A 26,166-nucleotide genomic window follows, 5' to 3' on the forward strand; every position below is an offset into this window, starting at 1 on the left:
TCCCTCAAACATCCAGCTCCTCCACGAACTTCGCGTTTTCCTGGATATACTGGAAACGAAGCTCGGGTTTCTTGCCCATCAGGCGCTCGACCAGGTCGCCGGTTTCGCCGGGCTCGTCTTCGTCGATGGTCACACGGATCAGCTTGCGGGTCTTGGGGTCCATCGTGGTCTCTTTCAAATCCTTGGCGTCCATTTCGCCAAGACCCTTGAAGCGGGAGACGTCGATTTTGCCCTTGCCGCCCAGACCCTTTTCCAGCCATTTGTCGCGCTCGGCCTCATCGAGGCAGTAGACGCGGCGCGCACCCTGGGTCAGGCGGAACAGCGGCGGGCAGGCGAGATAGAGGTGGCCGCCGTCAATGAGCGGGCGCATCTGGGTGAAGAAGAAGGTCATCAGCAGCGAGGCGATATGGGCGCCGTCGACGTCCGCGTCGGTCATGATGATGATCTTGTCATAGCGCAGATCGTCGAGGTTGAATTTGGTGCCAAGGCCGACGCCAAGCGCCTCGCAGAGGTCGTTGATCTCCTGATTGGAGCCGAGTTTGTTGGAGGCCGCGCCCAGCACGTTCAGGATCTTGCCCTTCAGGGGCAAGAGCGCCTGATTGACCCGGTTGCGCGCGCCCTTGCCGGAGCCGCCCGCGGAGTCGCCCTCGACAATGAACAGTTCGGTGCCGGCGCGGTCCTTGGAGGTGCAGTCGGTCAGCTTGCCGGGCAGGCGCAGTTTCTTGGTGGCGGATTTGCGCTGGGTCTCTTTCTCCTGCTTGCGGCGCAGGCGTTCCTCAGCCCGCAGCACAAGAAAGTCGAGGATGGCGCCGGCCGATTTGGTGTCAGCCGCCAGCCAGTTGTCGAAATGATCGCGGACCGAGTTTTCCACCATCTTGGCGGCAGCCTCGGTCGAGAGGCGGTCCTTGGTCTGGCCGACAAAGGCGGGATCGGCGATGAAACAGGAGACCAGCGCGCAGCCGCCCGCCATCAGGTCGTCGCGGGTGATATTGCCGGCCTTCTTGTTGCTGACCAGCTCGCCGTAGGCCTTGATGCCTTTTAGGATTGCGGCCCAGAAGCCCGCCACATGGGTGCCGCCCTCGGGTGTGGGGACGGTGTTACAGTAGGACTGGGTGAAGCCGTCGCGGGACGGCGTCCAGTTGATCGCCCATTCCACGTATCCCGGCGCGTTGAATTTCTCGCGAAACTCAACCTTACCGGCAAAGGGCTGGTCGGCGTAGACGGAGGATTTGCCGAGCACCTCTGTCAGGTAGTCCTTGAGGCCGCCAGGGAAGTGGAAGGTGGCCTCGGTCGGGGTCTCATTGTCGTCAATTTCCGATTTCCAGCGGATTTCGACGCCGGAGAACAGATAGGCCTTGGAGCGCACGAGGGTAAACAGGCGCTTGGGCTTGAACCGGTGGGAGCCGAAGATCTGTTCATCGGCGTGGAAGGTGACGAAGGTGCCGCGCTTGTTGGGGGCGGCGCCGATTTTTTCCACCGGACCCTGGGGGAGGCCGCGGGAGAAGCGCTGTTCGAAGAGTTCCTTGTTCTTGGCCACTTGCACGACCATGGAATCCGACAGCGCGTTCACCACGGAGGAGCCGACGCCGTGCAGACCGCCCGAGGTCTGATAGGCCTTGCCGGAGAATTTGCCGCCTGCGTGCAGGGTGCAGAGGATCACCTCAAGTGCCGATTTGTCCGGGAACTTCGGGTGCGGGTCGATCGGGATGCCACGGCCATTGTCGGAGATGGTGACGGAAAAATCCGCGTGCAGCGTCACCTCGATCCGGTTGGCGTGGCCCGCGACGGCCTCGTCCATGGAGTTGTCGAGGATCTCGGCGACCATATGGTGCAGCGCGCGCTCGTCGGTGCCGCCAATATACATGCCGGGGCGCTGGCGGACCGGTTCGAGGCCTTCCAGAACCTCGATCGAGGAAGCGTCATAGGTCTCAGAAGCGGGCGTGCTGAGGAGGTCGTCGGCCATATGCGGGGCTGCTCTTGGTTGGTTTTGATTGGCCGCCATTATGGCAGGTGTTGGGGCCGGGTGGAAGAGGCACGCAAGGGGCTGTGGATAAGGCAGGGCAGGGTGCGCGGCGATCAGTTCATCGGCAGTAAGGCCGGGCAACTGGGTGCGGCGATATTCTTCGTGCGGTGCCTGGGCTTGCGGGCTACACCTGTGGGCAGCGGCAGGCAGGAGGAGGGCGCGCGGGTGGCTGAGACTGGGATCAAGACGCAGGATTGGGCGGTGTTCCGCGCTGAGGCGCAGCGGATGCTGGAGGCGGCGCTGGACCAGATGCAAGAGGCAGCGGAGCGTCCCTGGCAGCCGGTGCCGGAGGATATTGACGCGCGCTATGCGGTGACGGCGGAGGCGCTGGGGCCGCAAGAGACGGTCGACCGGATCATCCGGGACGTGCTGCCCTATCACGGTGGCAACACCCATCCGCGGTTCTGGGGCTGGGTGCAGGGATCGGGTCTGGCGACGGATCTGATCGCCTCGGTTGCGGCGGCGGCGGTCAATGCCAATATGGGCGGGCGCGACCATGGCGCGAACTACATGGAGCGCGCGGTTGTCGACTGGACGCGCCGCAAAATGGGGATGCCGGAGGGGGCCAGCGGCATTCTGGTGACCGGCACCTCGCAGGCGACGGTGATTGCCTTTCAGGCGGCGCGGCTGCGGGTGCTGAAGGATGTCCGCAAGACCGGCCAGGGCGCGGTGCGGCTGACCGCCTATGCGGGCGAGGGCGTGCATAATGCCTCGCTGAAGGCGGTGGAGCTGTTGGGTATCGGTTCGGACAATCTGCGCAAGGTGCCGCTGGTCGATGGCCGGCTGGACTGCGCGGCCTTGGCCCGGATGGTGGCCGAGGATCGGGCCAAGGGCGCGCTGCCCTTTCTGATGGTGGGCAATGCGGGCACCGTGGATCTGGGGCAGTTCGACGATCTGAATGCCTTGGCCGATGCGGCAGCGGATCTGGGGCTGTGGCTGCATGTGGACGGGGCCTTTGGCGCCTGGACGCGGATTGCGGCGGAGCCCTACAGGTCGCTGAGTGACGGGATCGGGCGGGCCGACAGCATCGCGCTGGATTTCCACAAATGGATGTATGTGGGCTATGACTGCGGCATGGCGCTGCTCAGGAACGAGGAGGAGCACCGGGCGGCCTTTGCGGCGCGGCCTGCCTATCTGGAAGGGGCCGAGCGCGGGCTGGCGGGCGGTGAGCCGTGGTTCTGCGACTATGGCATTGACCTCAGCCGTGGCAACCGGGCGCTGAAGGTCTGGACGGCGCTTGAGACCTATGGCGAGGCGGCGTTCTGCGAGGCGATCACCGGCAATTGCGAGCTGGCGTCGCTGATGGCGGCTGAGGTTGAGGCGCAGCCGCTGATGGCACTGGGCGCGCCGGTGGTATCGAATGTCTGCGTCTTCACCGCGCGCAGCGATCTGGCGCCGGAGGCGCAGTCTGTGATCAACGCGCATATTGCCCAGACCCTGCAGGAAAGCGGCGAGGCGGTGTTTTCAACCACCCGTGCGGATGGCCGCATGATGCTGCGCGCCGCGATCACCAACCACCGCAGCCGCGCGGCGGATGTGCGGGGGGCGATTGCCGCGGTGGCGCGGGAGGCGTCGGCGTAAAGCGATGAGCCCCGCGCCTGCCTGGGCGGGCGCAGGCGTGACGGCGCGGCTTGGCGCCCGGCGCGATAGATGATTGCCGTTGCGTCTTGTTGCGCCGGTGAACGCGCCTGCCGGGGGGCAGGCAGGCGCGGGGCGGCGGTGCCGCCTTGCGTAACATCTGTGACGTTCGGTTCCGTCTTTCCGCCACGTCAGATCCCGCTACTCTCGGGTCAGACAATTAGGGAGAGTGACATGGCCTGGATCAGGACCGTTCCGTTTGAAGAGGCAACCGGCAAGCTGAAAAAGCTCTACGAGCGGGTGACCGGGCCGGGCAACAATGTCGACAACATCATGATGGTGCACAGTCTGCGGCCGCATTCGATGGAAGGGCATATGGCGCTTTACAAGAATGTGCTGCACCACAGCGGCAACAGCCTGCCGAAATGGTATCTGGAGGTGCTGGGAGTCTGGGTCTCGTCCCTGAACGACTGCGCCTATTGCGTGGAGCACCATTTTGCCGGCCTCCAGCGGCTGCTGGCGGATGAAGCGCGGGGGCAGGAGATCCGCGCCGCGATCGAGGCGCGCAACCCGCAGCTGGCGCCGTTGGATCCGGCGCAGCGGGCCGGGCTGGTCTATGCGCGCAAGCTGACCGAAGCCCCGGCCGCGCTGATCGAGGCGGATATCCATGCGCTGCGGGCCGCCGGTCTGGATGACGGGCAGATTCTGGAGATCAATCAGGTCTGCGCCTATTTCTCCTATGCCAACCGCACCGTGCTGGGGCTGGGCTGTTCGATCCGGGGGGATGTGCTGGGGCTGAGCCCCAACAACAGCGACAACCCGGAGGACTGGGGCCACAGCTGATCCCGGCGATCAGGCAGCGACCGGCTTGGTCAGGATCGGGCGCAACAGGGTGAAGACGGGTGCCAGCACGAGGGCCGCGCTACAGATCGCGGCCTTTGGATCCACCGGCGACGTGAGGTCGAGATCAGACCACAGGGTCAGCGACTTGCGGCGCAGGAGATCGGCGTGGGGATGGGTCTGATCCTGTGGCCCCGGCACCCGTTTCAGCTCAGCCGCATTGGGTCGAAACCCCTTGAGGGTGAGGATATCCAGCAGCGCCGCCAGCTCATCCGCAAAGCCGCTGTCGGGGGGCTGTCTGCGCCCGTCGATCTGGTCGAGGCCTGCCGTCGGATAGACCCGGACCAGCGGCCGGCCCGCAACCGCAATGCGCCAGCGGCTGAGCGCAGCACCGTCAAGGCTCATGACACCGCCGCCGACGCGCAGCCGGGCCGGGTCGATGCCAAAGAACAGCCCGGCCCCCGGCAGCAGCGGCAGCTGCCACAGCATATGCAGATGGGTGTGATAGGGGGTCTTGTCCCTGGAAAACCGCAGATCGCGCTGGGGCCGGAACAGCTTGCCCTGAATGCCGGGGTGATGCGGGCGCAGGTAATCGGCAACCTCGGCCAGCAGCGCCTCTGCCGGGCGGCGCAGCTGGTCGTCATAGCGGGCCTTATGCGTCTGGAACCAGTCGCGGCTGTTGTTCTGCGACAGCTCCGTCAGAAAGGCCTGCGCATCAGGGATCAGCTGGCGTGTGAGATCGGACATGCAGGCGCTCCTTGCTGGCGATGATCGGCACCGCCAGCATATCACATTTGCCGCAGATCGTACGCATAAGACGGGGCGCATAACCGGCACGGCAGAAGCCGACGGGCAGATTGCAACCGGAGCGGAAATGAGGCTTGCCGTCCTGTCGACCCGTGCCTAAGGCTTGCATATGACACAGAGATTGCCCGCGCCCGCCCCGAACACACTCCTTGCCCATAGTCGCGCCATTGCCGTGCTTGGCCTGCCGTTGATTGGCGGGCATGTGGCGCAGTTTGCCATCGGGTTGACCGATACGGTGATGCTGGGCTGGTATGGGGTCGATGAGCTGGCGGCGGTGACGCTGGGCTCGTCCTATTTCTTCTCGATCTTCCTGTTCGGATCCGGCTTTGCCTTTGCGGTGATGCCGATGGTGGCCGCCGCAGCCGGTGCCGGCGAAGAGCGTCAGATCCGGCGTTCTACCCGCATGGGGCTTTGGCTGTCGCTGGTCTACGGGGTGCTGGCGATGCCGCTGTTGTGGTGGTCAGAGGCGATCCTGCTATTGCTGGGCCAGGAGGAGAAGGTGGCCCATGACGCGGCGGAATACCTGCGGATTGCAGGCTGGGCGCTGTTTCCGGCACTGCTCTACATGGTTGCGAAATCCTATCTGGCGGCGCTGGAACGGACCCAGATCGTGCTGTGGCTGTCGGTTTTTGGGGCGGTGGTGAACGGGCTGGTGAACTATGCGCTGATCTTTGGCAACTGGGGCGCACCTGAACTGGGGATTGCCGGGGCGGCGCTGGCCTCGCTGGTGACCAATGGCCTGTCCTTTGTGCTGGTGCTGGTCTACGCGCTGAAGGCCTTGCCGGAGCATGAGCTGCTGAAGAATTTCCAGCGTCCGGACTGGGAGATGCTGGGCCGGGTGCTGCGCATGGGGCTGCCGATCGGGCTGACCACGCTGGCCGAGGCCAGCCTGTTTGCGGCCTCGGCGATGATGATGGGCTGGCTGGGCACGGTGCCGCTGGCGGCCCATGGCATCGCGATTTCGCTGGGCGGGCTGACGTTCATGGTGCATCTGGGGCTGTCGAATGCGGCGACCATCCGGGCGGGCAATGCCTATGGCCGCGGCGACCGCGCGCATCTGGCACGCGGCGGCAAGGTGGTGACGCTGATGTCGCTGCTGGTATCGTCGGTGGCGATTGTCCTGTTCCTGACCGTGCCCGGCCCGCTGATGTCGCTGTTTCTGGACAGCGCCGACCCGCAGAAGGCCGAGATCCTGCTGATCGGCGGCGTGCTGCTTGCGGCGGCGGCGCTGTTTCAGCTGATGGATGGTATGCAGGTCATCGCGCTGGGCCTGTTGCGCGGTGTGCAGGACACCGGCGTGCCGATGGTGATTGCGGGGCTCAGCTATTGGGCGGTGGGGATACCGGCCTCTTATCTGCTCGGCTTTACCTTCGGCATGGGCGGGCTTGGCGTCTGGCTGGGGCTGGTGATCGGCCTGTCGGCGGCGGGGCTGTTCCTGATGATCCGGTTCTGGCGCCGCTCGATCAAGCGGGTGGGCGCCCCCTCCGCAACGCTGACCACCGGATAACGGCGCGAGGCACCTGTCAGCCGCGCACCGGAAAGGGGGCGTTATCGCCCCCTTTGGCCCTCTTGCCGGGTCATCACCGCGACCACCGGTAGCCGTGGCGGCGCGGGCTAGTTGCTGATCGGTGCCAGCAGATCGGGGTTGGTCACGAGATTGCGGACGCCATGGGCGTGGGTCTCGTTGAAATAATTATGCTCGAGCCAGGTGCCGACGCTGTGGATATTGACGCGGATCACCTTGGGTCGGACGCTCCAGGTGACCTGAAACGGGGAGCCTGTGGTATTGTACCCCGGACCGGTGGTGGAGCCGGCATAGCTGATCGGGGTGCCGGAATTGGCCGGGATGTTCTGCGCCTGATAGAGGTTGTTTCGGACGGTGAGACGGGTCAGCTCGGTGAAATCGGCGGCGTTTTCGTCATTGACCAGCACATAGACCTGCGCCTCAACCCGCAGCTGCGGGTTCTTGATCGCATCGCTGAGGCAGGCGCCCAGCGTTGGCCCCGGGGTCACCTGCGCGGTGGTGTGGACGTAATGCACCTCGATGGTGTCGCCCGGTTGCAGATCGCCGTGGCCGCCCTCGGCGCCGATGGGGCTGTCCAGCGGCGCCAGTTCTGCCTCGCTCAGCGTGCCGTCATATTGATAGCCGGTGCCATAGCCCTTGCCATCGCCATTGCCCGCGTAGCTGGTGAATTCACCGCCGCGATGTTCTGCGTTTTCATGGAAATGGATATTGCAGAGGTTCATCTCGGTGGCGGGCGGTGCCGCGCTGAAGACGCGCAGGTTCTGCCCCTCGACCATGTCGATGTCGCGCGGCGATTGCGGACCAAATCCGGCCCCGAAGGTGCTCATGGCCAGTGCCGCACGTTGCCGGTCGATTTCGCTGTCCTTGACGGTCTGCGCACTGTCTGCGGCCAGTGCGACACCGCTGGCGAGGGTCAGGGCGGCAAAAGCGGGCATGATCGAAATATATGACGTCATCGGGAATCCTGTTGTGACTGAATGATACTGGTAACAGTGGCGGCAGTGGCGGATCTGCGCAGGACCAGAACAGGGGGCCGGGGTGATCGCGCTACAGTCCGAAACTGCCGCCAATGGTTCCTACAATGATTGTGTGATAAAAATATTAATCGCCTTATGGTTGCCATTGCAACCCACCCCTCACCGAAGGGCTGGCGGTGGCGTCCAGCGACAGAGGACGTAAGGAGCGGCGGCGCGACACGCATGATGTGCAAGCCGCCAAAGATCCGCGCGTACGCATCGGGTGATGTTCAGATCCGGCGCCACCGATGGCCGGTCATGCCCACGCTGATCAGGAGGGGTCGCTGTCCTTGGCGCCACGGGCCAGATGATCGGCCTTCTTGCGCACCAGCACCGAGCGCAGGTCGTGCATGGCGAGCAGCAGCTGGTCGGTGATCTCCTCCAGCTGCGCGGCGCTGGCCTTGCTTTGTGCCCAATGGGCGGTGCTGTTCAGATGCTCGATGGTGCGGTGAATGTCATCCATCTCGCGCGTGGCCAGCGTCTCGCGGCGCTGATCCATCCAGCTGCGGATCGCGTTCAGATCCTCGGCACTGAGGTCACGGTCGCCATGGGCGCGGATCTCGCCGCTGCGCAGCTTCACTACGGCGATCTGATCCATATCCAGCCGCCGCTGCCGGTTCTCACTATCGACGCGGAACACAAAGGCTCCGTTGTCGCGCACGCGAAAGTAATAGTCCGGCAGGGAGGCAGCCATGCGAAACGCTCCGTTCAGCGCAGCGCGGCGCAGAAGGCCTGAATGCGGCGGCAGGCCTCGGTCAGGACGTCATCGGCCGCAGCGTAGCTGATGCGGAAGTTCGGCGACAACCCATAGGCGGCGCCATGGACCACGGCCACATTGGCCTCCGCCAGCAGCGCCTTGGCAAAGGCCTCGTCGTCGGTGATCTTGACGCCCCCGGCAGAGGTCCGCCCGATCAGCGCATGGATGGAGGGGTAGACATAGAAGGCCCCATCCGGCACCGGGCAGGCAACGCCTTCGATCTGGCTGAGCATCGAAATCACCAGATCGCGGCGGCGGCGGAACACGGCGGTATTGGGCAGGATGTAATCCTGGGTGCCATTCAGCGCCTCAACTGCAGCCCATTGGCTGATGGTGCAGGGGTTCGATGTGGATTGCGACTGGATCTTGCGCATCGCGTCGATCAGATGCTTGGGACCGGCGGCATAGCCGATCCGCCAGCCGGTCATCGCATAGGCTTTGGAGACGCCATTGCAGGTCAGCGTGCGGTCATAGAGCCGCGGTTCGATCTGCGCCGGTGTGCAGAAGGTGAAATCATCGAACACCAGATGCTCATACATGTCATCGGTCATCACCCAGACATGCGGGTGGCGCAGCAGCACCTCGGTCAGCGCCTTCAGCTCCTCCGGGTGGTAGCCGGCCCCGGTCGGGTTCGACGGTGAGTTGAAGATGAACCATTTGGTCTGCGGCGTGATTGCCTCCTCCAGCTGGGCCGGGGTGATCTTGAACCCGGTGTCCAGCGAGGAGTCGACACAGACCGGCGTGCCACCGGCCAGCCGCACCATATCCGGGTAGGACACCCAATAGGGGGTCGGGATCACCACCTCATCGCCGGGATTGAGCGTTGCCATCAGCGCATTGTAGAGGATCTGCTTGCCGCCGGTGCCAACCGAAACCTGCGCCGGGGTATACTCCAACCCGTTGTCGCGGGCGAATTTATCGCAGACCGCCTGCTTCAGCTCGGGGATGCCGTCGGGGGCGGTGTATTTGGTCTTGCCTGCCTGAATGGCGCGGATCGCGGCGTCCTTGATATTGTCGGGCGTGTCAAAGTCAGGCTCACCGGCGCTCAGGCCGATCACGTCACGGCCGGCCGCACGCAGTTCAGCGGCCAGCGTGGTGACGGCGATCGAGGGTGACGGTTTGACGCGGGAGAGGCTATCGGACAGAAATTGCATGGAAAGACCTCTGTTTGAATGTCATCTAGAACTGTCATAGGGTGCCGCTAACTTCCGATCAAGCGGGATCAGGAGACCGACAAACCGATAGGCCAACAGGAGCGGGCAAATGAGCAACGACGACATGAATTGGTATGGCCCCGACGCGGCAACCTTTGGTGACCGGGTGGCCGCTGCACGCGATGCAGCAGGCATGACCCAGGCGCAGCTGGCCCGTCGGCTGGGCATCAAGAAATCGACCCTGACCGGCTGGGAACAGGATCTGTCGGAACCGCGCGCCAACAAGCTGTCGATGATGGCGGGGCTGCTGAATGTGTCGATGCGCTGGCTGCTGACCGGCGAGGGCGAAGGCATGGAAGCCCCGGCTGGCGAACAGATGCCGCAGGACCTGGCGGCGGTGATGACCGAGCTGCGCCAGCTGCGCGAGGATCTGCGCAGCAATGCTGACCGGGCGGCGCGGCTGGAAAAACGCCTGCGCCTGGTGATGGAAGGCAGCGCACAATGAGCGAACTGCCTGCCCACCGGCTGAAGCGGTTGCAGATGCGCTCGATGCGGCGCGGAATCAAGGAGATGGATATTCTTCTTTCCGCCTATGCCGAGCGGACACTGGCCACGATGGGCCCGGCGGATCTTGATCTCTACGACCTGCTTTTGCAGGAGAATGATCAGGATCTGTACCAGTGGGTGACGGGGCAGGTGGCGGCGCCGGATCGGTTCTCGGCGCTGATCGACGACATAGCGCAAACCCATCAAAAAGAATAAAATTTCAGCTTAACGGATTTTTCGGGAATTTTCCGCATTGTTGCTCTCAGACACCATCGAGTCGGAGATGCGGATGAGTATGGAAATGCCAATCGGCCAGCAGGACACCAAAGGGTTCATGACTGGCTACCTTGAGGCGCTCGCAATGGTTGAGCGTCTTCACCGTCTGCTGCTGGACGTCATCAAGGACGAGTTTGAGCGTGTCGGCGTGCTGGAGATCAATGCGGTTCAGGCACTGCTGCTGTTCAATATCGGCAACAATGAGGTCACGGCGGGCGAATTGAAATCACGCGGCTACTATCAGGGCAGCAATGTCAGCTACAACCTGAAGAAACTGGTCGAGATGGGCTATATGCACCACCAGCGTTGCGAGATTGATCGCCGTTCGGTCCGGGTGCGCCTGACCGAGCGCGGTCGCGAGATTCGTGATATTGTTGCGGCGCTGTTCTCGCGCCACGCAGAAGGCCTGGAAGGCAAAGGTGTGATCAGCAGCGAGGGCATCGCGGATATCACAGCCTCGCTGAAGCGGGTGGAGCGTTACTGGTCCGACCAGATCCGCTACATCTATTGAGCCGGGTTTTGCACGCCTGAAACGGGGCGTGTTCCATCGGTCGCAACGCATATCCCTCTCGGCAGAACGCCGACTATCACCGATATGCCTGACCCTTTTGATTTGCTGCGCGGCAGCTGATCTGACCAAGCCATACCGACGCTGACCGGGCAGAAGGCCGGGAGCGGAGCGGATCCGGGGACCAGAAGGCCCATCAGGCTTGGACCATCTTTTCGGACAGCAGCATGGCTGACACACCACCGGGGCAACCGGCTGGTGCAATTTTGCGTGCCCTGCGGGTTGGCATGCCCTGATGGTGCGGCTGGGACAGTGCTGGGACAGTGCGGTGCGGCTGGGGCGTGCGGTGCGGCTTGGCGGCCTGCGCGCAGGGCGGCACAGATATGCCGCAGAGGTCAAGCGCCGCGCCGTCAGGCGCCGGGAGGACAGGGCGCGCGATGATGGTGCTGCCCTCCTGGCGGTTGCGGCTTACCAGCTGCCGGTGTTTTCCATGCTGGCCCAGGGTTCTGCCGGGTCCAGCGCGTCGCCGTTCTGCAGCAGTTCGATCGAGATATTATCGGGCGAGCGGACAAAGGCCATGTGGCCGTCGCGCGGCGGGCGGTTGATGGTGACACCATTGTCCATCAGATGCTGGCAGGTGGCGTAAATATCATCCACACCATAGGCCAGATGGCCGAAATGGCGGCTGTCGCTGGGCAGGCCATCATCGCCGTCCCAGTTATAGGTCAGCTCGATCGGGGTTTCTTCCTGCCCTTCGGCGGCCATGAAGATCAGCGAGAAGCGGCCTTTTTCGCTGTCGTAGCGTCGGGTCTCCTTGAGACCCAGCAGCTGGTAGAAGGCCATGGATGTCTCCAGGTCTTTGACGCGAACCATAGTGTGCAGATATTTCAGCGGCATCGGTGTGTTCCTCATGTCAGGATGGCTGGCCCAGGGGCGCGGCCTCGTGTCAGATATCTCAGGCCCCTGACCATAATGCGTCCGGAGCCGGTGACCAGAGCGATTGCGGGATCCGCTTAGAATTTGGACTGAACACCCAGCGAGAGCGATAGCTCGCGCGACTGGAAACGGCTGTGATTGCTGTCTTTTTTGCCCGCGCGCAGGCGCAGCGTCGGGGCAAATCCGGCATAGTCGTAGTCCTCGAAGAAGAGGTTTACATCGGCATAATAGGACCGGTCTTCGCGGCCATCGGCCAGGTAGCGGGCGGGAAAGCCTGCGATGAACTGAGGGAAGTCGGATTGGCCAAGGATCAGTCCGGTGCTGATTTTGGCCGGCCCCAGCGGTTTGGCGAAGTGATAGCCGAGCCGCAGCGTGGCGCTGCGGCTGGAGGTGTTCACATGGCCTGATCTGCTGTCGCGCAGCGCAAGGCTGACGTCGATCTGATCGCCATTCTGCAGCGCGCGATTGACACGGAGGCCCAGGCCGAACACCTCGCCATCCTGCGAGGGGCCGCGCGGGTCGAGCCGCTGTTCTGCCATGCCATCCAGTGTCAGTCCGGTGCGCGCCGACAGCTGCCAGCTGCGCCGGGCGGTCTGTTTGACCAGATCATAGCTTTTGTCGCCGCCATACCAGGCGGTCCCAAAGCTGAGCCCGAGGGCGGCGGAGCCTTTGCGTTCGGGCGGGCCAGCGGCAAAGGCATGGGTCAGGGTGATCTCGCCGTAGGTCGATCCGAATTCGCTGTTGCGCGGCACCGTGGTGCCGGACTGCTGGGCGAGGGGGGCGGCCTTGGCCTTGGCGGCTGACGACAGTGCCACCCGCTGGACATAGCCGCGCGCGCTCAGCGTGGTGAGGCTGCTGCGGCTTTCCCGCAGGCGGTAGCTGATCGCGGCATCGAGCACGGCAACGGTCCCCTCCAGTGCCACCGACCGGGGACCAAATCGGCCCAGTGTCGGCACGCCGTCGATCACTTCCAGCGTGTTGTCGGCGCCGTTGTTGACGTTGTTTGAGGGCTTCAGCTCACCGCGCAGCTGGAAGGACCAGGGGTTGATCCGCCGCAGGACCTTATAGTCGGCGGCGATGCGTGTTTCGCTGATCTCATCGGGGGCGTGAATGGCGGTGCGGCGCAGCCAGACCTGCGCCAGCGTCGGCCGGGCGTCCTGCACCGCCAGCCGTGCGGCCAGCTGGGCTGCGCGGAATTTGCCTGCGCTGTCGGGGGCAAAGCGATAGGCGCGCGCCGCAGAGCGGCGCCCGGCGCCGGGCGATTTCAGCTGCGCCTGCGCGGCGGCCCGCAGGTACCAGGCCAGGTGATCGCGCCGGTCGGCCCGCAAGAGGGCGCGGGTCAGGTCCAGCGTCAGCTCCGGTTTGCCGGTGCCAAGGGAATGCGCCGCCAGCAGGCGGCCCTGTTCCAGGCTGAGATGATGTTCGGGGGTCGGCTCGGTCGCCGTTGCCGGCGCTGCGTGCAGCAGCGCCAGCGTCAGGGCTGCGGCCAGACAGCGCCGCATGAGATCAGGGTACCGGCTGATCGCAGACGGCCGAACTTTCTGCGGTGCCGCATTGGCCCAGAACAAAGATCCCGTATTCCTCGATGCCGTCGATATTCTCGACGTGGTTCTGGGCAAAGACGGACCCGGCAACCGATGTGGCATCGGTCCCGGCGAAGATGCCGCCATAGGTGCCGACATTGGTGCGGGTGCCGTTGACCACCTGCGAGGCGGTGCCGGTAAAGGTGCCATTGTCGGCAATATCGGTGGGCGCTAGGTCGAGTGTCACCAGCGTCTGTGGGGTGCCGCCCGCTGTGGTCGGCTCAATCTGGCGGTTGTAGATGGTGCCATTGACGACATTGTCGCGGAAATCGGCATTGACGAAGGCATCGCCGGTGACCTCGGCCGACTGGGCCGGGCGAATGTCAGCCGGGGTGCCGGGGGCGACGGGCAGCAGATCGCCGCCATCGCCTGCAATGTTCATCAGGCCCACGTAGGTGCCAGCATAGCTCACCACACCTCCGGAGGCGACGTCTTCGGTCGGGGCGGAATAGCCGCCGCGACGGCCAAAGCTGGTGCCGGCAAAATAATAGGAGAACTGACCGCCGGTGGCGACGGCCACTGCAAAGCCGCCGTTTTCGATTTCACGGACATAGGCGGTGACATGACGGTCAAGCGAGCTGTCCTGCGCGGTATAGGCCTGATAGCCCTCGCGGTCGAGCGCCGGGCGGCGGCGGTAGTTGGCGGAAAACGGTGTGTCGTCAAGGCTGAGACCGCTGATCACCAATGTGCCCGCAGCGGCGTCATAGGCGACGCTATCAACGTCAGATGCCAGCACTTCGGGGACAATCGGATCGGTGGTGCCACCATCGGTATCATCCCCCGTGTCAAAGGGGTTGGTACCCCCGCCACATGCCGACAGCAGCGTTGCTGCCGCAAGTCCAAGCATTGCCCGCTTCATATGAACTGACCTCAAATTTTCTTTGTTTGCGGCAGTGTCTTGTCATGGTTGCGGAAAGTCAATTGAATTGCCGCGCCGCCTTGGCTGTCCGCAGCCGATCGTGGCGCATCGGTGACCTTTTTGTTGCGGGGTGCGCAGGGCAGGGCAAGCCGCTAGGGTGTGGATCAGCTGCGCCACATTGGGGGCAGATGTCCGAATGGATGTCGGGCAGGTGTCTGGGTGCGGGGCGCCCTGCGGCTGCGGCTTACACACTCTTGAGATCGGGGGCGGCGGCAGGCTAGACAGAGGAGAAAACCTGCGGGCGCGCTCTGCGCCCCGACGGCAGGCAGATCACGAGGGAGAGATCGCAATGCGCCAGTACCATGAGGCCCTGCAGTATATTCTGGAACACGGCGAGGCCAGCAGTGACCGCACCGGCACCGGGACCATCTCCTGTTTCGGGATGCAGACCCGCTATCCGCTGGCCGATGGATTCCCGCTGGTGACCACCAAGAAGCTGCATCTGCGTTCCATCATCCACGAGCTTCTGTGGTTCCTGTCCGGCGACACCAATATCGGCTACCTGAAGGACAATGGCGTGTCGATCTGGGACGAATGGGCGGATGAGAACGGCGACCTCGGGCCGATCTATGGCCATCAGTGGCGGCATTTTCCACGGCTTGAGCTGGTCCCCGGCACCAGCGGCGATGAGCCGCTTTATCGGGCGGGCACGGTCGATCAGATTGCGCAGCTGGTGGAGATGATCCGCAAAAGCCCCGACAGCCGCCGCCTGATTGTCACCGCCTGGAACCCCGGCGACGTGCCCGATATGGCGCTGCCGCCCTGCCATACCCTGTGGCAGGTGCGGGTGCAGGGGCGGCGGATGCACCTGCAGCTCTACCAGCGGTCGGCAGACATGTTCCTCGGCGTGCCGTTCAACATCGCCTCTTATGCGCTGCTGCTGAAGATGCTGGCGCATGTGACCGGCTATGAGGCGGGGGATTTCATCCATACCATCGGTGATGCCCATATCTATTCCAACCATATGGATCAGGTGACCCTGCAATTGTCGCGTACGCCGCAGCCGCTGCCGGAGCTGCGCATCACGCGCGACGTGCCCTCCATTTTTGACTTCAAATATGACGATTTCGAAGTGCTGAATTACACCCCCGATCCGGGCATCAAAGCTCCGGTTGCGGTTTGAGAGAGGACTGACATGATCACGCTTATTGTTGCCCGCGACCAGAATGGCGCCATTGGCAAGGACAATACGATCCCCTGGCAGGCGCCGGAGGATTTGAAGTCTTTTCAGCGCGAAACGCTGGGCGGGGCTTTGATCATGGGGCGCAATACCTGGGACAGCCTGCCGGTGAAGCCGTTGAAGAACCGGCTCAATCTGGTGGTGTCCTCAAACCCGGATGCCGCCGATCTGGTCTGCCCCAGCATCGAGGCCGCCCTGGCGGAGGCGCGCGCGCAGGGCTATCACCGGATTTACGGCATTGGCGGCGCGCGGATCTACGAAGGTCTGATGGAGATCGCTGACCGGATGCTGATCACCGAGGTCGAGACCGAGGTCGAGGACGCCGATACCTATTTCCCGCCGTTCCGGGCCGGGCAGTGGGGGATCGCCAGCCAGACCCAGATCCGCAGCGAGGCACCGGCCTGCGTGGTGGTGGAGTACATGCGCCGCTAGGTCTGTGCCGCGCGCCGGTCTGTCACAGCTCAGATCACCGGCAGCTCAGATCACCGGCAGCTCAGATCACCGGCAGCTCTGGCGCCGCACGGGTGCTGAGCAGGCGGCCCCCCTGCGGCGTCACCACGATGTTTTCCTCATGGACCATCATCAGCCCGTCGCCATAGGACAGCGATGGCTCCAGCGTCAGGACCATGTTCTCTTGCAGCTCGGTGGTGTCAAAGGCGGCGTGTGAGGGCTGTTCGGTCAGCTGCAAGCCCAGCCCGTGACCCAGACGGCCAATGTCGCCGCCGCTGTCGTCCATCTCTGCAATCACCGCAGACATCGCCTGAAACAGATCGCGGCAGCTGTTGCCGGGGCGGGCGGCGGCCAGTCCGGCTTCGGTTGCGCGCCACAGCACATCATAGGCGCGGCGCGCGGTGTCATCAGCATGGCCAATTGCCCAGTTGCGGTCGAAATCGCAGTAATAGCCGTCCAGCACCATGCCGCTGTCCAGCATCAGGATATCGCCTGCCGCCAGCGGTGTGGCATCGTGCGGCGAGATCACATCGGCATAGCCGCCCTGCGCGCTGGCCCCGACCACATAGGGCGCGCCATCGGCCCCCTGCGCCAGCGCCTCGCGGCGAAAGGTGCGGAACACCTCGTCCAGCGGCACATCTTCGCGGGCGAACTCCGGCACCGCAGCAAAGGTCGCAGAGCCAATGGCGCAGATCCGGGCGAGCTTGTCGATTTCCGCCGGGGATTTCACCATCCTCAGCCCCTGCACCAGCCCGGTTGCGTCGGCAATGCGAAGGTCGGGCAGGGCGTCCATCAGCCGTTCCCAGTCGCCCAGCGGCATCCGCAGATGGGTCTCATGTCCCTTCATCACGCCAAGCGTCTTCAGCGGCGACAGCGCCTCGACCAGCAGGCTGATGCCGTCATCTTCGGGCGCGGGCGCCGACCAGCAGCGAATATCGTCAAGCCAGCTGCGCCGCATCAGGCTGGCGCCGATTTCGGGAATGATGGCAATCGGTTTGCCGCTGGCGGGGATCAGCACAAACCACGGGCGCGTCGGGCTTTGCCAGAACAGCGTCTGAAAACCGGTGAAATACTGCACGTCGGGTTCGGTCATCAAGAGCAGCGCGTCGAAACCGGCTTCGGCCATACGGGCCTGTGCCCGCCTGGTACGGGCGGCGTATTCTGTTTCGGGAAATCCGCGCATCGCGAGAGGTGCTGTCATGGTGATCTTCTTTGCAGGTGGACCGCCCGTCGGGCGTTAAGGGCTCAGAAACCGGCACCGGGAGGGCACCGGCCGGGGGCAGGGTGTCGGGGTCAGAGGGTTGGTGTCAGCGCGTGGCCGGGATGTTGGAAAATCTGCCCAAACCCCTGCAACTGATCGGTGATTCCGGCCCTGCGCAGGCAGGACCACATCAGCGCCTGATTGGACGTGATCACCGGCTTGCCTGCAGCCTGTTCGATCTCATCCACCACCTCAAGCGCGCGAATGCCGCTACAGGAGAGAAAGATCGCATCGGCCTCCGGCTGATCAATCTCCAGCGCAAATTCCTTCCAGTAGGAGGGTTCGACCCGGCCGAATTCCAGACCTGTTTCCAGCCGCAGCCCCTGAATGTCGAGGATATCAAACCCGGCCGCCAGCAGATATTCCGCCTCCGCGGTGTTGATATCGTCAAGATAGGGCGTGCCGACCACGATCCGCTTGGCGCCGACTTCGCGCAGCGCGTCCATGACGCCGGTAACAATGGTCATCGGCTGCGTCTGCGGCGCGCCCTTGCGGATTTCGCGAAAGACGTTCTCTTCCCGGCAGACAATCGAGCCGGAGGTGCAGCAATAAGCGATGACCTCGGGGTTCATATCCGGTTGCAGCCGGCTGGCCGCCTCGGCCATGTGGTCGATGTGCCGCGCCAATGTCTCGTTGGTGGTGTAATCATCGGTCCTGAGCCGGGTGATATGCACGCCGACCCCTTCGGGGGCCATGGCAAAGAGGTCGGTTTCGCAGGCCAGATCGGTGGACATCAGGATAAAGCCGAGACTGGCGCGATGGGCGGTGCCCTTGCCCATCAGCGGGGTGCGGGGGCTGGACTGAACGGTTTGACCGGATTGAAACATCTGAGAAGGTACCTCGCTGTCGGCTCTTGGCCTGTTGACGTTGCGCTGTGAGGAGGGGGGAGGACTGGCTTCTGCGGGCCGGTGCGGCTGCGGTGTCAGCCCGCGTCTGTCTGGTCCAGAACCGTCCGGGCGGCGCGGAAACACTCCAGCCCCTGCGGAACGCCGCAATAGATCGCAACCGCGTGGATAACCGCGCGGATCTCTTCGCGGCTGACACCATTGTTCACCGCCCCCCGGCAATGCAGCTCCCATTCGTGCATCTTGCCAAGCGCGCCGATCATGGCAAGGTTCATCATCGACCGGGTCTTGGCATCTATCGTGTCATCGCCCCAGCCAAAGCCCCAGCACCATGCGGTCATCGCCTCCTGAAAGGGGCGGGTGAACTCATCCGCGGCGGCGAGGTTCTTTTCCACATATTCCGCGCCAAGGGTGGCCTTGCGCTGCTCCAGACCCTTCAGGAACAGATCCTCGTCAAAGGTGCTGGTCCGGTGGGCTGTGGCGCCGGGTGTGTCAGGTGTCGTTGGACGGCTCATCTGCTGGCTCCTTCAGGAAGCGTTCGGCCGTGCGGGCAGCATCGGCGATATGGGTCTCAACCGCCCGGCGCGCGGCCTCAGGGTTGCGGCTGAGAATGGCATCGTGAATGGCGGTCATATGGCTCATGCCGGAGGTTTCGCGGTCCTTTGCCGCGATGGTAAGGGCGCGCAACCGGCTGATCCGACCGTTCAGCCGCTGCACGATATCCCAGGCAATCGTATGGCCGGCCTCAAGGAATATGAGCTGGTAAAAGCCGGTGGTGGCGCGCAGCAGATGGCCCCATTCGGTGTCACTCATCGACGCCTCAACCTCGGCAAGCGCGCGGCTGAGGTCGGCGGCAAACTCCGGCCGCTGCACCTCGGCGCTGGCCGCTGCCGCTGCCGCTTCCAGCTGGCGGCGCACATCGTAGATCTGCCGCGCCTGATCCCAGGTCAGGCGGGCCACGACCGGGCCGCGATTGGGGATGATCTCGACCAGCCCCTCAGCCTCAAGATAGCGGATCGTCTCGCGGATCACGGTGCGACTCACACCCAGCTGATCGCAGAGCGGGCGTTCCACCAGCCGCTCACCGGGGGCGAAATGGCCGTCGATGATCGCCTCCCGCATCCGTTCCTGCACGATATCGCGCAGGGTTTGCGGGGCTTTTTCGATTTTGCGGAGCGTTGTCTGGCTGGGTTCCATGGGATTTCCATAGCAGCGCGTCTGGGCTGCGGCAAGTATGATTGACATATCGTATAATGGTATACCATGATACCGTAGCACTGCCGATCAGGAGATTCCCATGCCCGCCATCATCCGCAAAACCCTGCTTCACGTCGAAAAGACCCTGATCGAAGGCGGCAAGGCGGCGCCGGTGCCGCTGACGCTGATTGCCGCCATCGCCGTTATTCGCAATCCTTGGGCAGGGCAGGGGTTTGTCGAGGATCTGACGCCGCAGATCCGGGACTGCGCACCCGGTCTGGGCACCCTGCTGACCGGGATGATTCTGGAGGCCGCAGGCGGTGGTGACCGGGTCGAGGGCTATGGCAAATCCGCGATCGTTGGGATGAACGGCGAGGTGGAGCACGCCTCCGCCCTGATCCACACACTGCAATTCGGCAATCCCTACCGCAGCGCTGTGGGGGCCAAATCCTACCTGTCATTCTGCAATACGCGCGGGCCTGCCAATGCGCCGCTGATGATCCCGCTGATGGATAAATGCGATGGCGGCAGACGGTCGCATTACCTCACCATCCAGACCTCCGTCGCCGATGCGCCCGGTGCCGATGAGGTGCTGATCGCGCTTGGCGCGTCGATCGGCGGGCGGCCGCATCACCGGATCGGCGACCGCTATCAGGATCTGAAAGAGCTTGGCAATGATGTCGACAACCCTGCAGCTGTCTGAGCCCACCCGCAGCGTCGCGCTGCGCGACTGCGGGCAGGGGCCTGCGCTGGTGCTCCTGCACGGTGTCGGAATGCAATCGGCAGCCTGGGGACCGCAGATCGAGGATCTGAGCCGGACCCATAGGGTGATTGCGCCGGATCTGCCGGGGCATGGCGGCAGCGCGCCGCTGCCTGAGGACAGCGAACTGCCGGATTTCGTGGTCTGGCTCAGGGATGTGCTGCGGGCGCTGGACCTCGGCCCGGTCAGCCTGGCGGGGCATTCGATGGGGGCGCTGATCGCGACCGGTTTCGCAGTGAGCCACCCGGCGCTGACCACACGGGTGGCGCTGTTGAACGGCGTCTTCTGCCGTGATCCGGCGGCGCGGACGGCCGTTCAGTCCCGCGCCGCTGAGATCGCTGCGGGTCGCTGCGATCTGGACACGCCGCTGGCCCGCTGGTTCGGCGACAGCCCGACCGATATCGACGCCCGCGACCTGGTTGCGGGTTGGCTGAAATCGGTTGATCCCGCAGGCTACGCGACCGCCTATGCGGCTTTTGCGCGGGGCGATGCGACCTATGCCGGGCGGCTGGCCGAGATTGCCTGTCCATTTCTGGCCGTCACCGGCGATGGCGATCCCAATTCCACACCCGAGATGTCGCAGGCCATGGCGCTGCGGGTGCGCCGGGGGCGTGCGGTGACCATCACCGGGCACCGCCATATGGTGAACCTGACCGCGCCGGATCTGGTCACCGCCGAACTGCGCGACTGGCTTGCCACGCCCACCCTTGAGGAGGATCCGTCATGACACCCCTTGATTCACGCGCCCTGCGTCAGGCCTTTGGCAGCTTCATGACCGGGGTGACGGTGGTCACCTCCCATGATGCCGGGGGTCGACCCATCGGGTTCACCGCAAATTCCTTTACCTCCGTTTCGCTGGATCCGCCGCTGCTGCTGGTCTGTCTGGCAAATAGTTCGCGCAACTACGACGCGCTGGTCGGCGGCGAGGGGTTTGCCGTCAATGTGCTGGCGGAGACGCAGATCGAGATTTCCAATACCTTTGCCCGCCCGGCTGAGGACCGGTTTGCGGGCGTCAGCTGGCACCGGGGGCCTGCGGGCTCGCCGCTGATCGACGGGGTGTCGGCCTGGTTCGATTGCAGCCTGCACAAGACGGTTGAGGCGGGCGATCATGTGATCCTGATCGGCGAGGTCCGCGCCTTTGGCACCGGCACCAGCCCCGGGCTTGGCTATGCGCGCGGTGCCTACGTGACGCCTGCAATGACCGCAGAGGCGGCGGCGGCCGGTCCAGATCTGGTGATCTCGGCCCTGATCGAGCGCGACGGCGCGGTGCTGCTGGTCGATGACGGATACGGCGGATCTACGTTGCCGGAGGCCTTGGTCGATGCCGAAGGCGCTGCCGCAACCATGCGCCGACTGATCGCCGAAACAGGGCTGAGCGGCGAGCCGGGCTTTGTCTATTCGATCTATGAGGACGTTGCCCGCAAACGCCAGCATATCGCCTTTCTGTGCCATGGCGCCACCGGCACCCCGTCGCGCGGGGTCTTTGTGCCGCTGGACAGCAGTGCGCTGGACGATGTCAGCGATCCGGCGATCCTTGCCATGCTGGACCGTTTCACCCGCGAGGCGGCTCTCGGCGATTTCGGCATCTATTCAGGCAATCAACGCAGCGGCGAAATCCGCCAGATCGCATAACGGCAGGTGGCATCATGCGCTTTTCTCTTTTTGTCCATATGGAACGCACCTCGGCGGAGCAGGACCAGCGGGATCTCTACGATGATTTCGTCACCCTGGCCAAAATCGCCGATCAGGGCGGGATGCACGCGATCTGGACCGGGGAGCATCACGGGATGGATTTCACCATCGCGCCGAACCCTTTCCTGAACCTTGTCGATCTGGCGCGCCAGACCCGCAACGTGCGGCTTGGCACCGGCACCATCATCGCGCCGTTCTGGCATCCGATCCGCCTTGCAGGGGAGGCGGCGATGACCGATATGATCTTGGACGGGCGGCTGGAGCTCGGCATTGCGCGCGGCGCCTATAGCTACGAATACGAACGGATGGTGCCGGGCATGGATGCCTGGGACGCAGGCCAGCGGATGCGCGCGCTGATCCCGGCGCTGCGGGGACTGTGGCAGGGAGATTACGCGCAGGAGGGGACCTATCATTCCTTTCCGGCCACCACCTCCTCGCCCAAACCGCTGCAACCGGGCGGGCCACCGATCTGGGTCGCCGCCCGCGATCCCAACAGCCATGAATTTGCCGTTGCCAATGGCTGCCATGTGCAGGTGACACCGCTGTGGCAGGGGGATGAGGAAATCACCCGGCTGATGGAGACCTTCAAGGCCGCCTGCGCCAAATTCCCGGATATGCCGCGCCCGGATATCATGCTGTTGAACCACACCTATATTGCCGCCGATGCCGCCGACGCCCAGCAGGCAGCGGAGGAGATCAACCGGTTTTACTGCTACTTCGGCGCCTGGTTCAAAAACGAACGGCCCGTGTCGCAGGGGCTGATCGCGCCGTTGAGCGAGGCGGAGATTGCCGCCCATCCGTTCTATTCGCCCGAGGCGATGCTGCGTGACAATGTGATCGCCACCGCCGAAGATGCGATTGCGCGGATCAAAGGTTATGAGGCGCTGGGGTACGATGAATACAGTTTCTGGATCGACAGCGGCATGAGTTCTGAGCGCAAGCGCGCCTCGCTTGAACGGTTCATTCGCGACGTCATGCCGGCCTTTGCCTGAAGGGGATCACCATGCAGCAGTTCCAGCAGTATATCGGCGGGGTGTTCTCGGATGGCTCCGCCCGTTTCGAGAGCCGCGATCCGGCAACCGGCGAGGTCTGGGCGATGATGCCAGAGGCCCGCGCGGCGGATGTGGAGGCGGCCGTGGCAGCGGCCCGTGCCGCGTTCCACGCACCGGACTGGGCGGGCATTACCGCCAGCGCGCGTGGCAGGCTGCTTTACCGGCTGGCGGATCTGATTGCCGAAAACGCCGAGACCCTGGCCCGGATCGAGACCCGCGATACCGGCAAGATCATTCGCGAAACCTCGGCCCAGATCGCCTATGTGGCTGAGTATTACCGCTACTACGCGGGCCTCGCCGACAAGATCGAAGGCGCCCATCTGCCGATCGACAAACCGGATATGGAAGTCTGGCTGCGCCGCGAGCCGCTTGGGGTGGTGGCGGCGGTGGTGCCGTGGAATTCGCAGCTGTTTCTGGCCGCGGTGAAGATCGGCCCGGCGCTGGCGGCGGGCTGTACCGTGGTGCTGAAGGCATCGGAGGAAGCCCCGGCGCCGATGCTGGAATTCGCCCGCATCTTTGATCAGGCTGGTTTTCCGCCGGGGGTGCTCAATGTGATCACCGGCTTTGGCGCCGACTGTGGCGCGGTGCTGACGGCCCATGCCGGGATTGACCACGTGGCCTTTACCGGCGGGCCGGAGACCGCGCGCCAGGTGGTGCGCAACTCGGCTGAGAACCTTGCCTCCACCTCGTTGGAGCTGGGCGGCAAATCGCCCTTCATCGTATTTGAGGACGCCGATATCGACAGTGCGGTGAATGCGCAGGTCGCCGGGATCTTTGCCGCCACCGGGCAGAGCTGCGTTGCGGGCTCCCGGCTGATCATCTCAAACCGGATCAAGGCGGATTTTCTGTGCCGTCTGACGGAAAAGGCCGAAAGCGCCCGGATCGGTGCACCGGACGCGCCGGAGACCGAGATCGGCCCGCTCTGCACCGGCGCGCAGATGCGCCGGGCGGAGGATTTGCTGGCGGCCTCGGTTGCGGCGGGCGCACGGATCGTGACTGGCGGGCAGCCGTTGCCGCGGGCCGGTCATTTCTTTCCGCCAACCATCGTGGAGTGCAGCAATGCGCCGCAGGCGCCCTGTCTGAGCGAGGAATTCTTTGGCCCGGTCCTGTCGGTGTGCGGTTTTGACACCGAGGCCGAGGCGCTGGCGCTGGCCAATGACACCGCGTTTGGTCTTGCTTCCGGGGTGTTTACCCGCGACCTGACCCGTGCCCATCGCATGATCCGCGGCATTCGTGCAGGCATTGTCTGGGTCAATACCTATCGCGCGGTCAGCCCCATCGCCCCCTTTGGCGGGCACGGGCTATCCGGCCATGGCCGCGAGGGCGGGCTACAGGCGGCGCTGGATTACACAAGGGTAAAGACGGTCTGGCTGCGCACCAGCGACGATCCGATCCCGGATCCCTTTGTGATGCGCTAGGTGATGCGCTGTCGCAGGCGACGGAGTGGCTGCGCGCAAGGGGGAACCCCGGCGCAGCCGGAGTGTGGTCACAGTGGGCGGATGTCGCTGGCCATCTGGCGACCGTCACGCCCTTCGGTCATTTCAAAATCGACTTTCTGATTATCTGTCAGCCCGGTCAGCCCGGATCGCTCAACCTGAGAGATGTGCACAAACACATCCTTGCCGCCGCCTTCAGGCTCGATAAAGCCATAGCCCTTGGTTGTATTGAACCATTTCACGGTGCCACTCGCCATGTTCCCGTGTCTCCTTCCTGCTAGTGAGCCGCCCTGAATACACGATAATTTCGCGGCGCAGAGCGGGGTGATCGGTTTTGCCGCAGTGCGCAGACAAAACAGGCCGGGGAAGTTGTCCCAACCCGGTTTCAACTTTTGCACGGACCATGTAAAAATCAAGCAAAACAGTGCGGCTCTACCATAAATTGTGCTGAGCCGCCCCCTCGGGAAAGGAAAAAACGTGCAACTCTATGGATTGAAGACCTGTGACACCTGCCGCAAAGCGCTGAAACAGCTGCCGCAGGCGGAGCTGGTGGATGTGCGCGCCGATGGGGTGCCGGAGGCGATTTTGCAGGCCGCACTGGCGCAGTTCGGCGACCGGCTGGTCAACACACGTTCCACCACATGGCGCGGGTTGAGCGAGGCAGAGCGGGCGGGGGAGCCGCTGGATCTGTTGACGGCGCATCCGACTCTGATGAAACGTCCGCTGATCAGATCCGGTGACGATCTGCACCTCGGCTGGGACGCCAAAACCAAGGCCGCCCTTGGCGTCGAGGGCTAGGATCCCCATCTGCATATCGGATTAGGTAAGGAGAGCGGCAATGCGCAATGCAGCGCTGGTGCTGGGCATCGTGGCCGGGCTGATCGGCATGGTGGTGGGGTTTGCGGGCTATGGCTATACCGCCGCCGTGGAGTATTTTGGCGAAATCGACGGGGTGGCCCGGCAGGTCGACGATGTCGAACAACTGCGGCTCCTGGCCGTGATCTCGCCCATCCTTGCGCTGGCCGGTGGCGCGATGGCGCTGTCGCGGGCGCTCTGGGGCGGGGTGCTGCTGCTGGCCTCGGCGGCGGGGCTATATGCCGGGTTCGGGCTTAATGTCTTTACCATCTTCCCGATCTCGCTGGCGCTTCTTGGCGGGCTGCTGGCGCTTGCTGCCGGCAAACCGGATGAGCCGAAGGCGCATTTCTGAACCGGATCGAACGCAAGGAATGAAAAAAGGCGCCGCTGCGGATGCAGGGCGCCTTTTTATGTTTAAGGACTGGCCGGATCAGGCGGTGGCAGGCGTCGTAGCGCGCCGCGCCAGCGCATCAAGGGACAGCGGACCAGCCCCCTTGAACACCAGCACCAGCAGCAGGAAGGTCCACATCACCCGCTGGTCGACCAGACCAATGGCGTTGTCAAAGAGACTGCCCAGTTTCACGCCATGGCCGGTCACATCGACGATGGTCTGCACCCAGATGAAACCGATGGTGCCAAGAGCGGCCAGACGGGTGAGCAGACCAACAAGGATCAGCGCGGGCAGCACATATTCGGCGACAGTGCCGGCAAAGATCACCAGCCGCTGAAAGATATTGAGCTGGCTGACATCATAAAGCACCGCCTCGGCGGCCTTGGGGAAGATCTGACCAAAGGCGCCGGCAGAGGGCGAGAAAATCGAACCATCCGTCTTCAGCCCGGCAGAGTTCCAGTAGTAGACCAAGAGCACCGCGGCAAAGACCAGCCGGGCCAGGGTCGGGACGATGATATCGGACAGCCGGTCAGCCTTGCCGAAGATCGAGGTATAGGAGGAAACAAGCGCGTGCATCGG

General features: G+C 64.0%; 30 protein-coding genes. 16 read left to right on the top strand and 14 right to left on the bottom strand.

Annotation, left to right across the window (positions count from 1 at the left end; all coding sequences use genetic code 11):
• Nucleotides 1-4 precede the first annotated feature (4 nt).
• On the bottom strand, nt 5-1,963 hold the full coding sequence (gene parE, locus VWZ81_RS03365) for a DNA topoisomerase IV subunit B (protein WP_340546015.1): 1,959 nt from the start codon (nt 1,961-1,963) through the stop codon (nt 5-7).
• A 225-nt stretch (nt 1,964-2,188) separates the two neighbouring features.
• Here parE and VWZ81_RS03370 point away from each other — a divergent pair, with 225 nt between their 5' ends.
• Entirely contained in the window at nt 2,189-3,604 is a 1,416-nt protein-coding gene (locus VWZ81_RS03370) for a pyridoxal phosphate-dependent decarboxylase family protein (RefSeq protein WP_416542085.1), read from the top strand.
• A gap of 231 nt (nt 3,605-3,835) precedes the next feature.
• Complete coding sequence (locus VWZ81_RS03375; protein ID WP_416539022.1) at nt 3,836-4,444, top strand: carboxymuconolactone decarboxylase family protein; 609 nt, start codon at nt 3,836-3,838, stop codon at nt 4,442-4,444.
• A 9-nt stretch (nt 4,445-4,453) separates the two neighbouring features.
• Here the strand turns inward: VWZ81_RS03375 and VWZ81_RS03380 are convergent, their stop codons facing one another.
• Nucleotides 4,454-5,188: a DUF2461 domain-containing protein gene (locus tag VWZ81_RS03380; RefSeq protein ID WP_416542086.1), complete on the bottom strand. Its 735-nt coding sequence runs from the start codon at nt 5,186-5,188 to the stop codon at nt 4,454-4,456.
• On the opposite strand from VWZ81_RS03380, the gene VWZ81_RS03385 reads away from it, so the two are divergent.
• Together VWZ81_RS03385 and VWZ81_RS03390 are read left to right on the top strand one after the other, a co-directional pair.
• Complete coding sequence (locus VWZ81_RS03385) at nt 5,187-5,348, top strand: hypothetical protein (RefSeq protein ID WP_416542087.1); 162 nt, start codon at nt 5,187-5,189, stop codon at nt 5,346-5,348. The genes VWZ81_RS03380 and VWZ81_RS03385 overlap by 2 nt on opposite strands.
• Nucleotides 5,349-5,357: 9 nt before the next feature.
• Nucleotides 5,358-6,755, top strand: a complete 1,398-nt coding sequence (locus tag VWZ81_RS03390) for an MATE family efflux transporter (protein ID WP_340546010.1) — start codon at nt 5,358-5,360, stop codon at nt 6,753-6,755.
• Between the two features lie 107 nt (nt 6,756-6,862).
• On the opposite strand, the gene VWZ81_RS03395 is transcribed toward VWZ81_RS03390, so the two are convergent.
• The 3 genes from VWZ81_RS03395 to VWZ81_RS03405 all read right to left on the bottom strand — a co-directional run bounded on the left by VWZ81_RS03395 (nt 6,863) and on the right by VWZ81_RS03405 (nt 9,700).
• On the bottom strand, nt 6,863-7,729 hold the full coding sequence (locus VWZ81_RS03395) for a delta-class carbonic anhydrase (protein ID WP_416539020.1): 867 nt from the start codon (nt 7,727-7,729) through the stop codon (nt 6,863-6,865).
• 331 nt (nt 7,730-8,060) lie between these two features.
• Entirely contained in the window at nt 8,061-8,483 is a 423-nt protein-coding gene (locus VWZ81_RS03400) for a hypothetical protein (protein WP_416539019.1), read from the bottom strand.
• 14 nt (nt 8,484-8,497) lie between these two features.
• The gene (locus VWZ81_RS03405; RefSeq protein WP_416539018.1) at nt 8,498-9,700 is read right to left on the bottom strand and encodes a pyridoxal phosphate-dependent aminotransferase; all 1,203 of its coding nucleotides are present in this window, start codon (nt 9,698-9,700) and stop codon (nt 8,498-8,500) included.
• A gap of 109 nt (nt 9,701-9,809) precedes the next feature.
• On the opposite strand from VWZ81_RS03405, the gene VWZ81_RS03410 reads away from it, so the two are divergent.
• From VWZ81_RS03410 to VWZ81_RS03420, 3 genes are all read left to right on the top strand, one after another.
• Nucleotides 9,810-10,205, top strand: a complete 396-nt coding sequence (locus VWZ81_RS03410) for a helix-turn-helix domain-containing protein (protein WP_416535692.1) — start codon at nt 9,810-9,812, stop codon at nt 10,203-10,205.
• Complete coding sequence (locus tag VWZ81_RS03415) at nt 10,202-10,462, top strand: succinate dehydrogenase assembly factor 2 (RefSeq protein WP_340546005.1); 261 nt, start codon at nt 10,202-10,204, stop codon at nt 10,460-10,462. Before VWZ81_RS03410 ends, VWZ81_RS03415 begins: the two co-directional genes overlap by 4 nt.
• A 73-nt stretch (nt 10,463-10,535) precedes the next feature.
• Entirely contained in the window at nt 10,536-11,033 is a 498-nt protein-coding gene (locus tag VWZ81_RS03420) for a MarR family winged helix-turn-helix transcriptional regulator (protein ID WP_416535690.1), read from the top strand.
• Between the two features lie 465 nt (nt 11,034-11,498).
• Here the strand turns inward: VWZ81_RS03420 and VWZ81_RS03425 are convergent, their stop codons facing one another.
• The 3 genes from VWZ81_RS03425 to VWZ81_RS03435 all read right to left on the bottom strand — a co-directional run bounded on the left by VWZ81_RS03425 (nt 11,499) and on the right by VWZ81_RS03435 (nt 14,408).
• Complete coding sequence (locus tag VWZ81_RS03425) at nt 11,499-11,927, bottom strand: VOC family protein (RefSeq protein ID WP_340546003.1); 429 nt, start codon at nt 11,925-11,927, stop codon at nt 11,499-11,501.
• 116 nt (nt 11,928-12,043) lie between these two features.
• Complete coding sequence (locus tag VWZ81_RS03430) at nt 12,044-13,468, bottom strand: hypothetical protein (RefSeq protein WP_416542088.1); 1,425 nt, start codon at nt 13,466-13,468, stop codon at nt 12,044-12,046.
• A 4-nt stretch (nt 13,469-13,472) separates the two neighbouring features.
• The gene (locus VWZ81_RS03435) at nt 13,473-14,408 is read right to left on the bottom strand and encodes a thymidylate synthase (RefSeq protein WP_340546001.1); all 936 of its coding nucleotides are present in this window, start codon (nt 14,406-14,408) and stop codon (nt 13,473-13,475) included.
• A gap of 349 nt (nt 14,409-14,757) precedes the next feature.
• Between VWZ81_RS03435 and VWZ81_RS03440 the strand changes: the two genes are divergently transcribed.
• On the top strand, nt 14,758-15,591 hold the full coding sequence (locus VWZ81_RS03440) for a thymidylate synthase (RefSeq protein ID WP_416542089.1): 834 nt from the start codon (nt 14,758-14,760) through the stop codon (nt 15,589-15,591).
• Nucleotides 15,592-15,603: 12 nt separating this feature from the next.
• Entirely contained in the window at nt 15,604-16,080 is a 477-nt protein-coding gene (locus VWZ81_RS03445; protein WP_340545999.1) for a dihydrofolate reductase, read from the top strand.
• 61 nt (nt 16,081-16,141) lie between these two features.
• Here the strand turns inward: VWZ81_RS03445 and VWZ81_RS03450 are convergent, their stop codons facing one another.
• From VWZ81_RS03450 to VWZ81_RS03465, 4 genes are all read right to left on the bottom strand, one after another.
• The gene (locus VWZ81_RS03450; RefSeq protein WP_416542090.1) at nt 16,142-17,299 is read right to left on the bottom strand and encodes a M24 family metallopeptidase; all 1,158 of its coding nucleotides are present in this window, start codon (nt 17,297-17,299) and stop codon (nt 16,142-16,144) included.
• Nucleotides 17,300-17,391: 92 nt separating this feature from the next.
• A complete protein-coding gene (locus tag VWZ81_RS03455; protein ID WP_416542091.1) occupies nt 17,392-18,186 on the bottom strand; it encodes an arylmalonate decarboxylase in 795 nt (264 codons plus the stop codon).
• A gap of 95 nt (nt 18,187-18,281) precedes the next feature.
• Nucleotides 18,282-18,719 carry a carboxymuconolactone decarboxylase family protein gene (locus VWZ81_RS03460; protein ID WP_416542092.1) on the bottom strand — a complete coding sequence of 146 codons (438 nt, stop codon included), beginning with the start codon at nt 18,717-18,719 and terminating at the stop codon, nt 18,282-18,284.
• Entirely contained in the window at nt 18,697-19,401 is a 705-nt protein-coding gene (locus tag VWZ81_RS03465; RefSeq protein ID WP_416539014.1) for a GntR family transcriptional regulator, read from the bottom strand. Before VWZ81_RS03465 ends, VWZ81_RS03460 begins: the two co-directional genes overlap by 23 nt.
• A 100-nt stretch (nt 19,402-19,501) precedes the next feature.
• Between VWZ81_RS03465 and VWZ81_RS03470 the strand changes: the two genes are divergently transcribed.
• Genes VWZ81_RS03470 through VWZ81_RS03490 form a run of 5 tightly spaced genes read left to right on the top strand, consistent with a single transcriptional unit; the run spans nt 19,502 to nt 24,323 of the window.
• Nucleotides 19,502-20,104, top strand: coding sequence for an amino acid synthesis family protein (locus tag VWZ81_RS03470; RefSeq protein ID WP_340545994.1), 603 nt, complete (start codon nt 19,502-19,504; stop codon nt 20,102-20,104).
• On the top strand, nt 20,076-20,888 hold the full coding sequence (locus VWZ81_RS03475) for an alpha/beta fold hydrolase (RefSeq protein ID WP_416542093.1): 813 nt from the start codon (nt 20,076-20,078) through the stop codon (nt 20,886-20,888). The genes VWZ81_RS03470 and VWZ81_RS03475 overlap by 29 nt, the downstream gene beginning before the upstream one ends.
• The gene (locus VWZ81_RS03480; RefSeq protein WP_416542094.1) at nt 20,885-21,793 is read left to right on the top strand and encodes a flavin reductase; all 909 of its coding nucleotides are present in this window, start codon (nt 20,885-20,887) and stop codon (nt 21,791-21,793) included. Before VWZ81_RS03475 ends, VWZ81_RS03480 begins: the two co-directional genes overlap by 4 nt.
• A 14-nt stretch (nt 21,794-21,807) precedes the next feature.
• Nucleotides 21,808-22,845: an LLM class flavin-dependent oxidoreductase gene (locus VWZ81_RS03485; RefSeq protein WP_416542095.1), complete on the top strand. Its 1,038-nt coding sequence runs from the start codon at nt 21,808-21,810 to the stop codon at nt 22,843-22,845.
• A gap of 11 nt (nt 22,846-22,856) precedes the next feature.
• The gene (locus tag VWZ81_RS03490; protein ID WP_416542096.1) at nt 22,857-24,323 is read left to right on the top strand and encodes an aldehyde dehydrogenase; all 1,467 of its coding nucleotides are present in this window, start codon (nt 22,857-22,859) and stop codon (nt 24,321-24,323) included.
• Nucleotides 24,324-24,391: 68 nt separating this feature from the next.
• Here the strand turns inward: VWZ81_RS03490 and VWZ81_RS03495 are convergent, their stop codons facing one another.
• Complete coding sequence (locus VWZ81_RS03495) at nt 24,392-24,598, bottom strand: cold-shock protein (RefSeq protein WP_340545989.1); 207 nt, start codon at nt 24,596-24,598, stop codon at nt 24,392-24,394.
• A gap of 220 nt (nt 24,599-24,818) precedes the next feature.
• Between VWZ81_RS03495 and VWZ81_RS03500 the strand changes: the two genes are divergently transcribed.
• On the top strand, nt 24,819-25,139 hold the full coding sequence (locus tag VWZ81_RS03500) for an arsenate reductase family protein (RefSeq protein WP_416542097.1): 321 nt from the start codon (nt 24,819-24,821) through the stop codon (nt 25,137-25,139).
• A 40-nt stretch (nt 25,140-25,179) separates the two neighbouring features.
• Nucleotides 25,180-25,548 (top strand): hypothetical protein, encoded by a 369-nt coding sequence (locus tag VWZ81_RS03505; RefSeq protein WP_260102341.1) that lies wholly within the window; start codon nt 25,180-25,182, stop codon nt 25,546-25,548.
• 78 nt (nt 25,549-25,626) lie between these two features.
• On the opposite strand, the gene VWZ81_RS03510 is transcribed toward VWZ81_RS03505, so the two are convergent.
• A complete protein-coding gene (locus VWZ81_RS03510) occupies nt 25,627-26,163 on the bottom strand; it encodes a DoxX family protein (RefSeq protein WP_416539007.1) in 537 nt (178 codons plus the stop codon).
• Nucleotides 26,164-26,166 lie beyond the last annotated feature (3 nt).

Source organism: Phaeobacter sp. JH20_34, assembly GCF_048056095.1.
Classification (GTDB): Bacteria; Pseudomonadota; Alphaproteobacteria; order Rhodobacterales; family Rhodobacteraceae; genus Phaeobacter; species Phaeobacter bryozoorum.

Bases quoted from the DNA above. Each gene is read 5' to 3' on its own strand.
- parE (WP_340546015.1), bottom strand. From the start codon at position 1,963: ATGGCCGACGACCTCCTCAGCACGCCCGCTTCTGAGACCTATGACGCT.
- VWZ81_RS03375 (WP_416539022.1), top strand. From the start codon at position 3,836: ATGGCCTGGATCAGGACCGTTCCGTTTGAAGAGGCAACCGGCAAGCTG.
- VWZ81_RS03385 (WP_416542087.1), top strand. From the start codon at position 5,187: ATGCAGGCGCTCCTTGCTGGCGATGATCGGCACCGCCAGCATATCACA.
- VWZ81_RS03380 (WP_416542086.1), bottom strand. From the start codon at position 5,188: ATGTCCGATCTCACACGCCAGCTGATCCCTGATGCGCAGGCCTTTCTG.
- VWZ81_RS03390 (WP_340546010.1), top strand. From the start codon at position 5,358: ATGACACAGAGATTGCCCGCGCCCGCCCCGAACACACTCCTTGCCCAT.
- VWZ81_RS03395 (WP_416539020.1), bottom strand. From the start codon at position 7,729: ATGACGTCATATATTTCGATCATGCCCGCTTTTGCCGCCCTGACCCTC.
- VWZ81_RS03400 (WP_416539019.1), bottom strand. From the start codon at position 8,483: ATGGCTGCCTCCCTGCCGGACTATTACTTTCGCGTGCGCGACAACGGA.
- VWZ81_RS03405 (WP_416539018.1), bottom strand. From the start codon at position 9,700: ATGCAATTTCTGTCCGATAGCCTCTCCCGCGTCAAACCGTCACCCTCG.
- VWZ81_RS03410 (WP_416535692.1), top strand. From the start codon at position 9,810: ATGAGCAACGACGACATGAATTGGTATGGCCCCGACGCGGCAACCTTT.
- VWZ81_RS03415 (WP_340546005.1), top strand. From the start codon at position 10,202: ATGAGCGAACTGCCTGCCCACCGGCTGAAGCGGTTGCAGATGCGCTCG.
- VWZ81_RS03420 (WP_416535690.1), top strand. From the start codon at position 10,536: ATGAGTATGGAAATGCCAATCGGCCAGCAGGACACCAAAGGGTTCATG.
- VWZ81_RS03425 (WP_340546003.1), bottom strand. From the start codon at position 11,927: ATGCCGCTGAAATATCTGCACACTATGGTTCGCGTCAAAGACCTGGAG.
- VWZ81_RS03430 (WP_416542088.1), bottom strand. From the start codon at position 13,468: ATGCGGCGCTGTCTGGCCGCAGCCCTGACGCTGGCGCTGCTGCACGCA.
- VWZ81_RS03435 (WP_340546001.1), bottom strand. From the start codon at position 14,408: ATGAAGCGGGCAATGCTTGGACTTGCGGCAGCAACGCTGCTGTCGGCA.
- VWZ81_RS03440 (WP_416542089.1), top strand. From the start codon at position 14,758: ATGCGCCAGTACCATGAGGCCCTGCAGTATATTCTGGAACACGGCGAG.
- VWZ81_RS03445 (WP_340545999.1), top strand. From the start codon at position 15,604: ATGATCACGCTTATTGTTGCCCGCGACCAGAATGGCGCCATTGGCAAG.
- VWZ81_RS03450 (WP_416542090.1), bottom strand. From the start codon at position 17,299: ATGACAGCACCTCTCGCGATGCGCGGATTTCCCGAAACAGAATACGCC.
- VWZ81_RS03455 (WP_416542091.1), bottom strand. From the start codon at position 18,186: ATGTTTCAATCCGGTCAAACCGTTCAGTCCAGCCCCCGCACCCCGCTG.
- VWZ81_RS03460 (WP_416542092.1), bottom strand. From the start codon at position 18,719: ATGAGCCGTCCAACGACACCTGACACACCCGGCGCCACAGCCCACCGG.
- VWZ81_RS03465 (WP_416539014.1), bottom strand. From the start codon at position 19,401: ATGGAACCCAGCCAGACAACGCTCCGCAAAATCGAAAAAGCCCCGCAA.
- VWZ81_RS03470 (WP_340545994.1), top strand. From the start codon at position 19,502: ATGCCCGCCATCATCCGCAAAACCCTGCTTCACGTCGAAAAGACCCTG.
- VWZ81_RS03475 (WP_416542093.1), top strand. From the start codon at position 20,076: ATGATGTCGACAACCCTGCAGCTGTCTGAGCCCACCCGCAGCGTCGCG.
- VWZ81_RS03480 (WP_416542094.1), top strand. From the start codon at position 20,885: ATGACACCCCTTGATTCACGCGCCCTGCGTCAGGCCTTTGGCAGCTTC.
- VWZ81_RS03485 (WP_416542095.1), top strand. From the start codon at position 21,808: ATGCGCTTTTCTCTTTTTGTCCATATGGAACGCACCTCGGCGGAGCAG.
- VWZ81_RS03490 (WP_416542096.1), top strand. From the start codon at position 22,857: ATGCAGCAGTTCCAGCAGTATATCGGCGGGGTGTTCTCGGATGGCTCC.
- VWZ81_RS03495 (WP_340545989.1), bottom strand. From the start codon at position 24,598: ATGGCGAGTGGCACCGTGAAATGGTTCAATACAACCAAGGGCTATGGC.
- VWZ81_RS03505 (WP_260102341.1), top strand. From the start codon at position 25,180: ATGCGCAATGCAGCGCTGGTGCTGGGCATCGTGGCCGGGCTGATCGGC.
- VWZ81_RS03510 (WP_416539007.1), bottom strand. From the start codon at position 26,163: ATGCACGCGCTTGTTTCCTCCTATACCTCGATCTTCGGCAAGGCTGAC.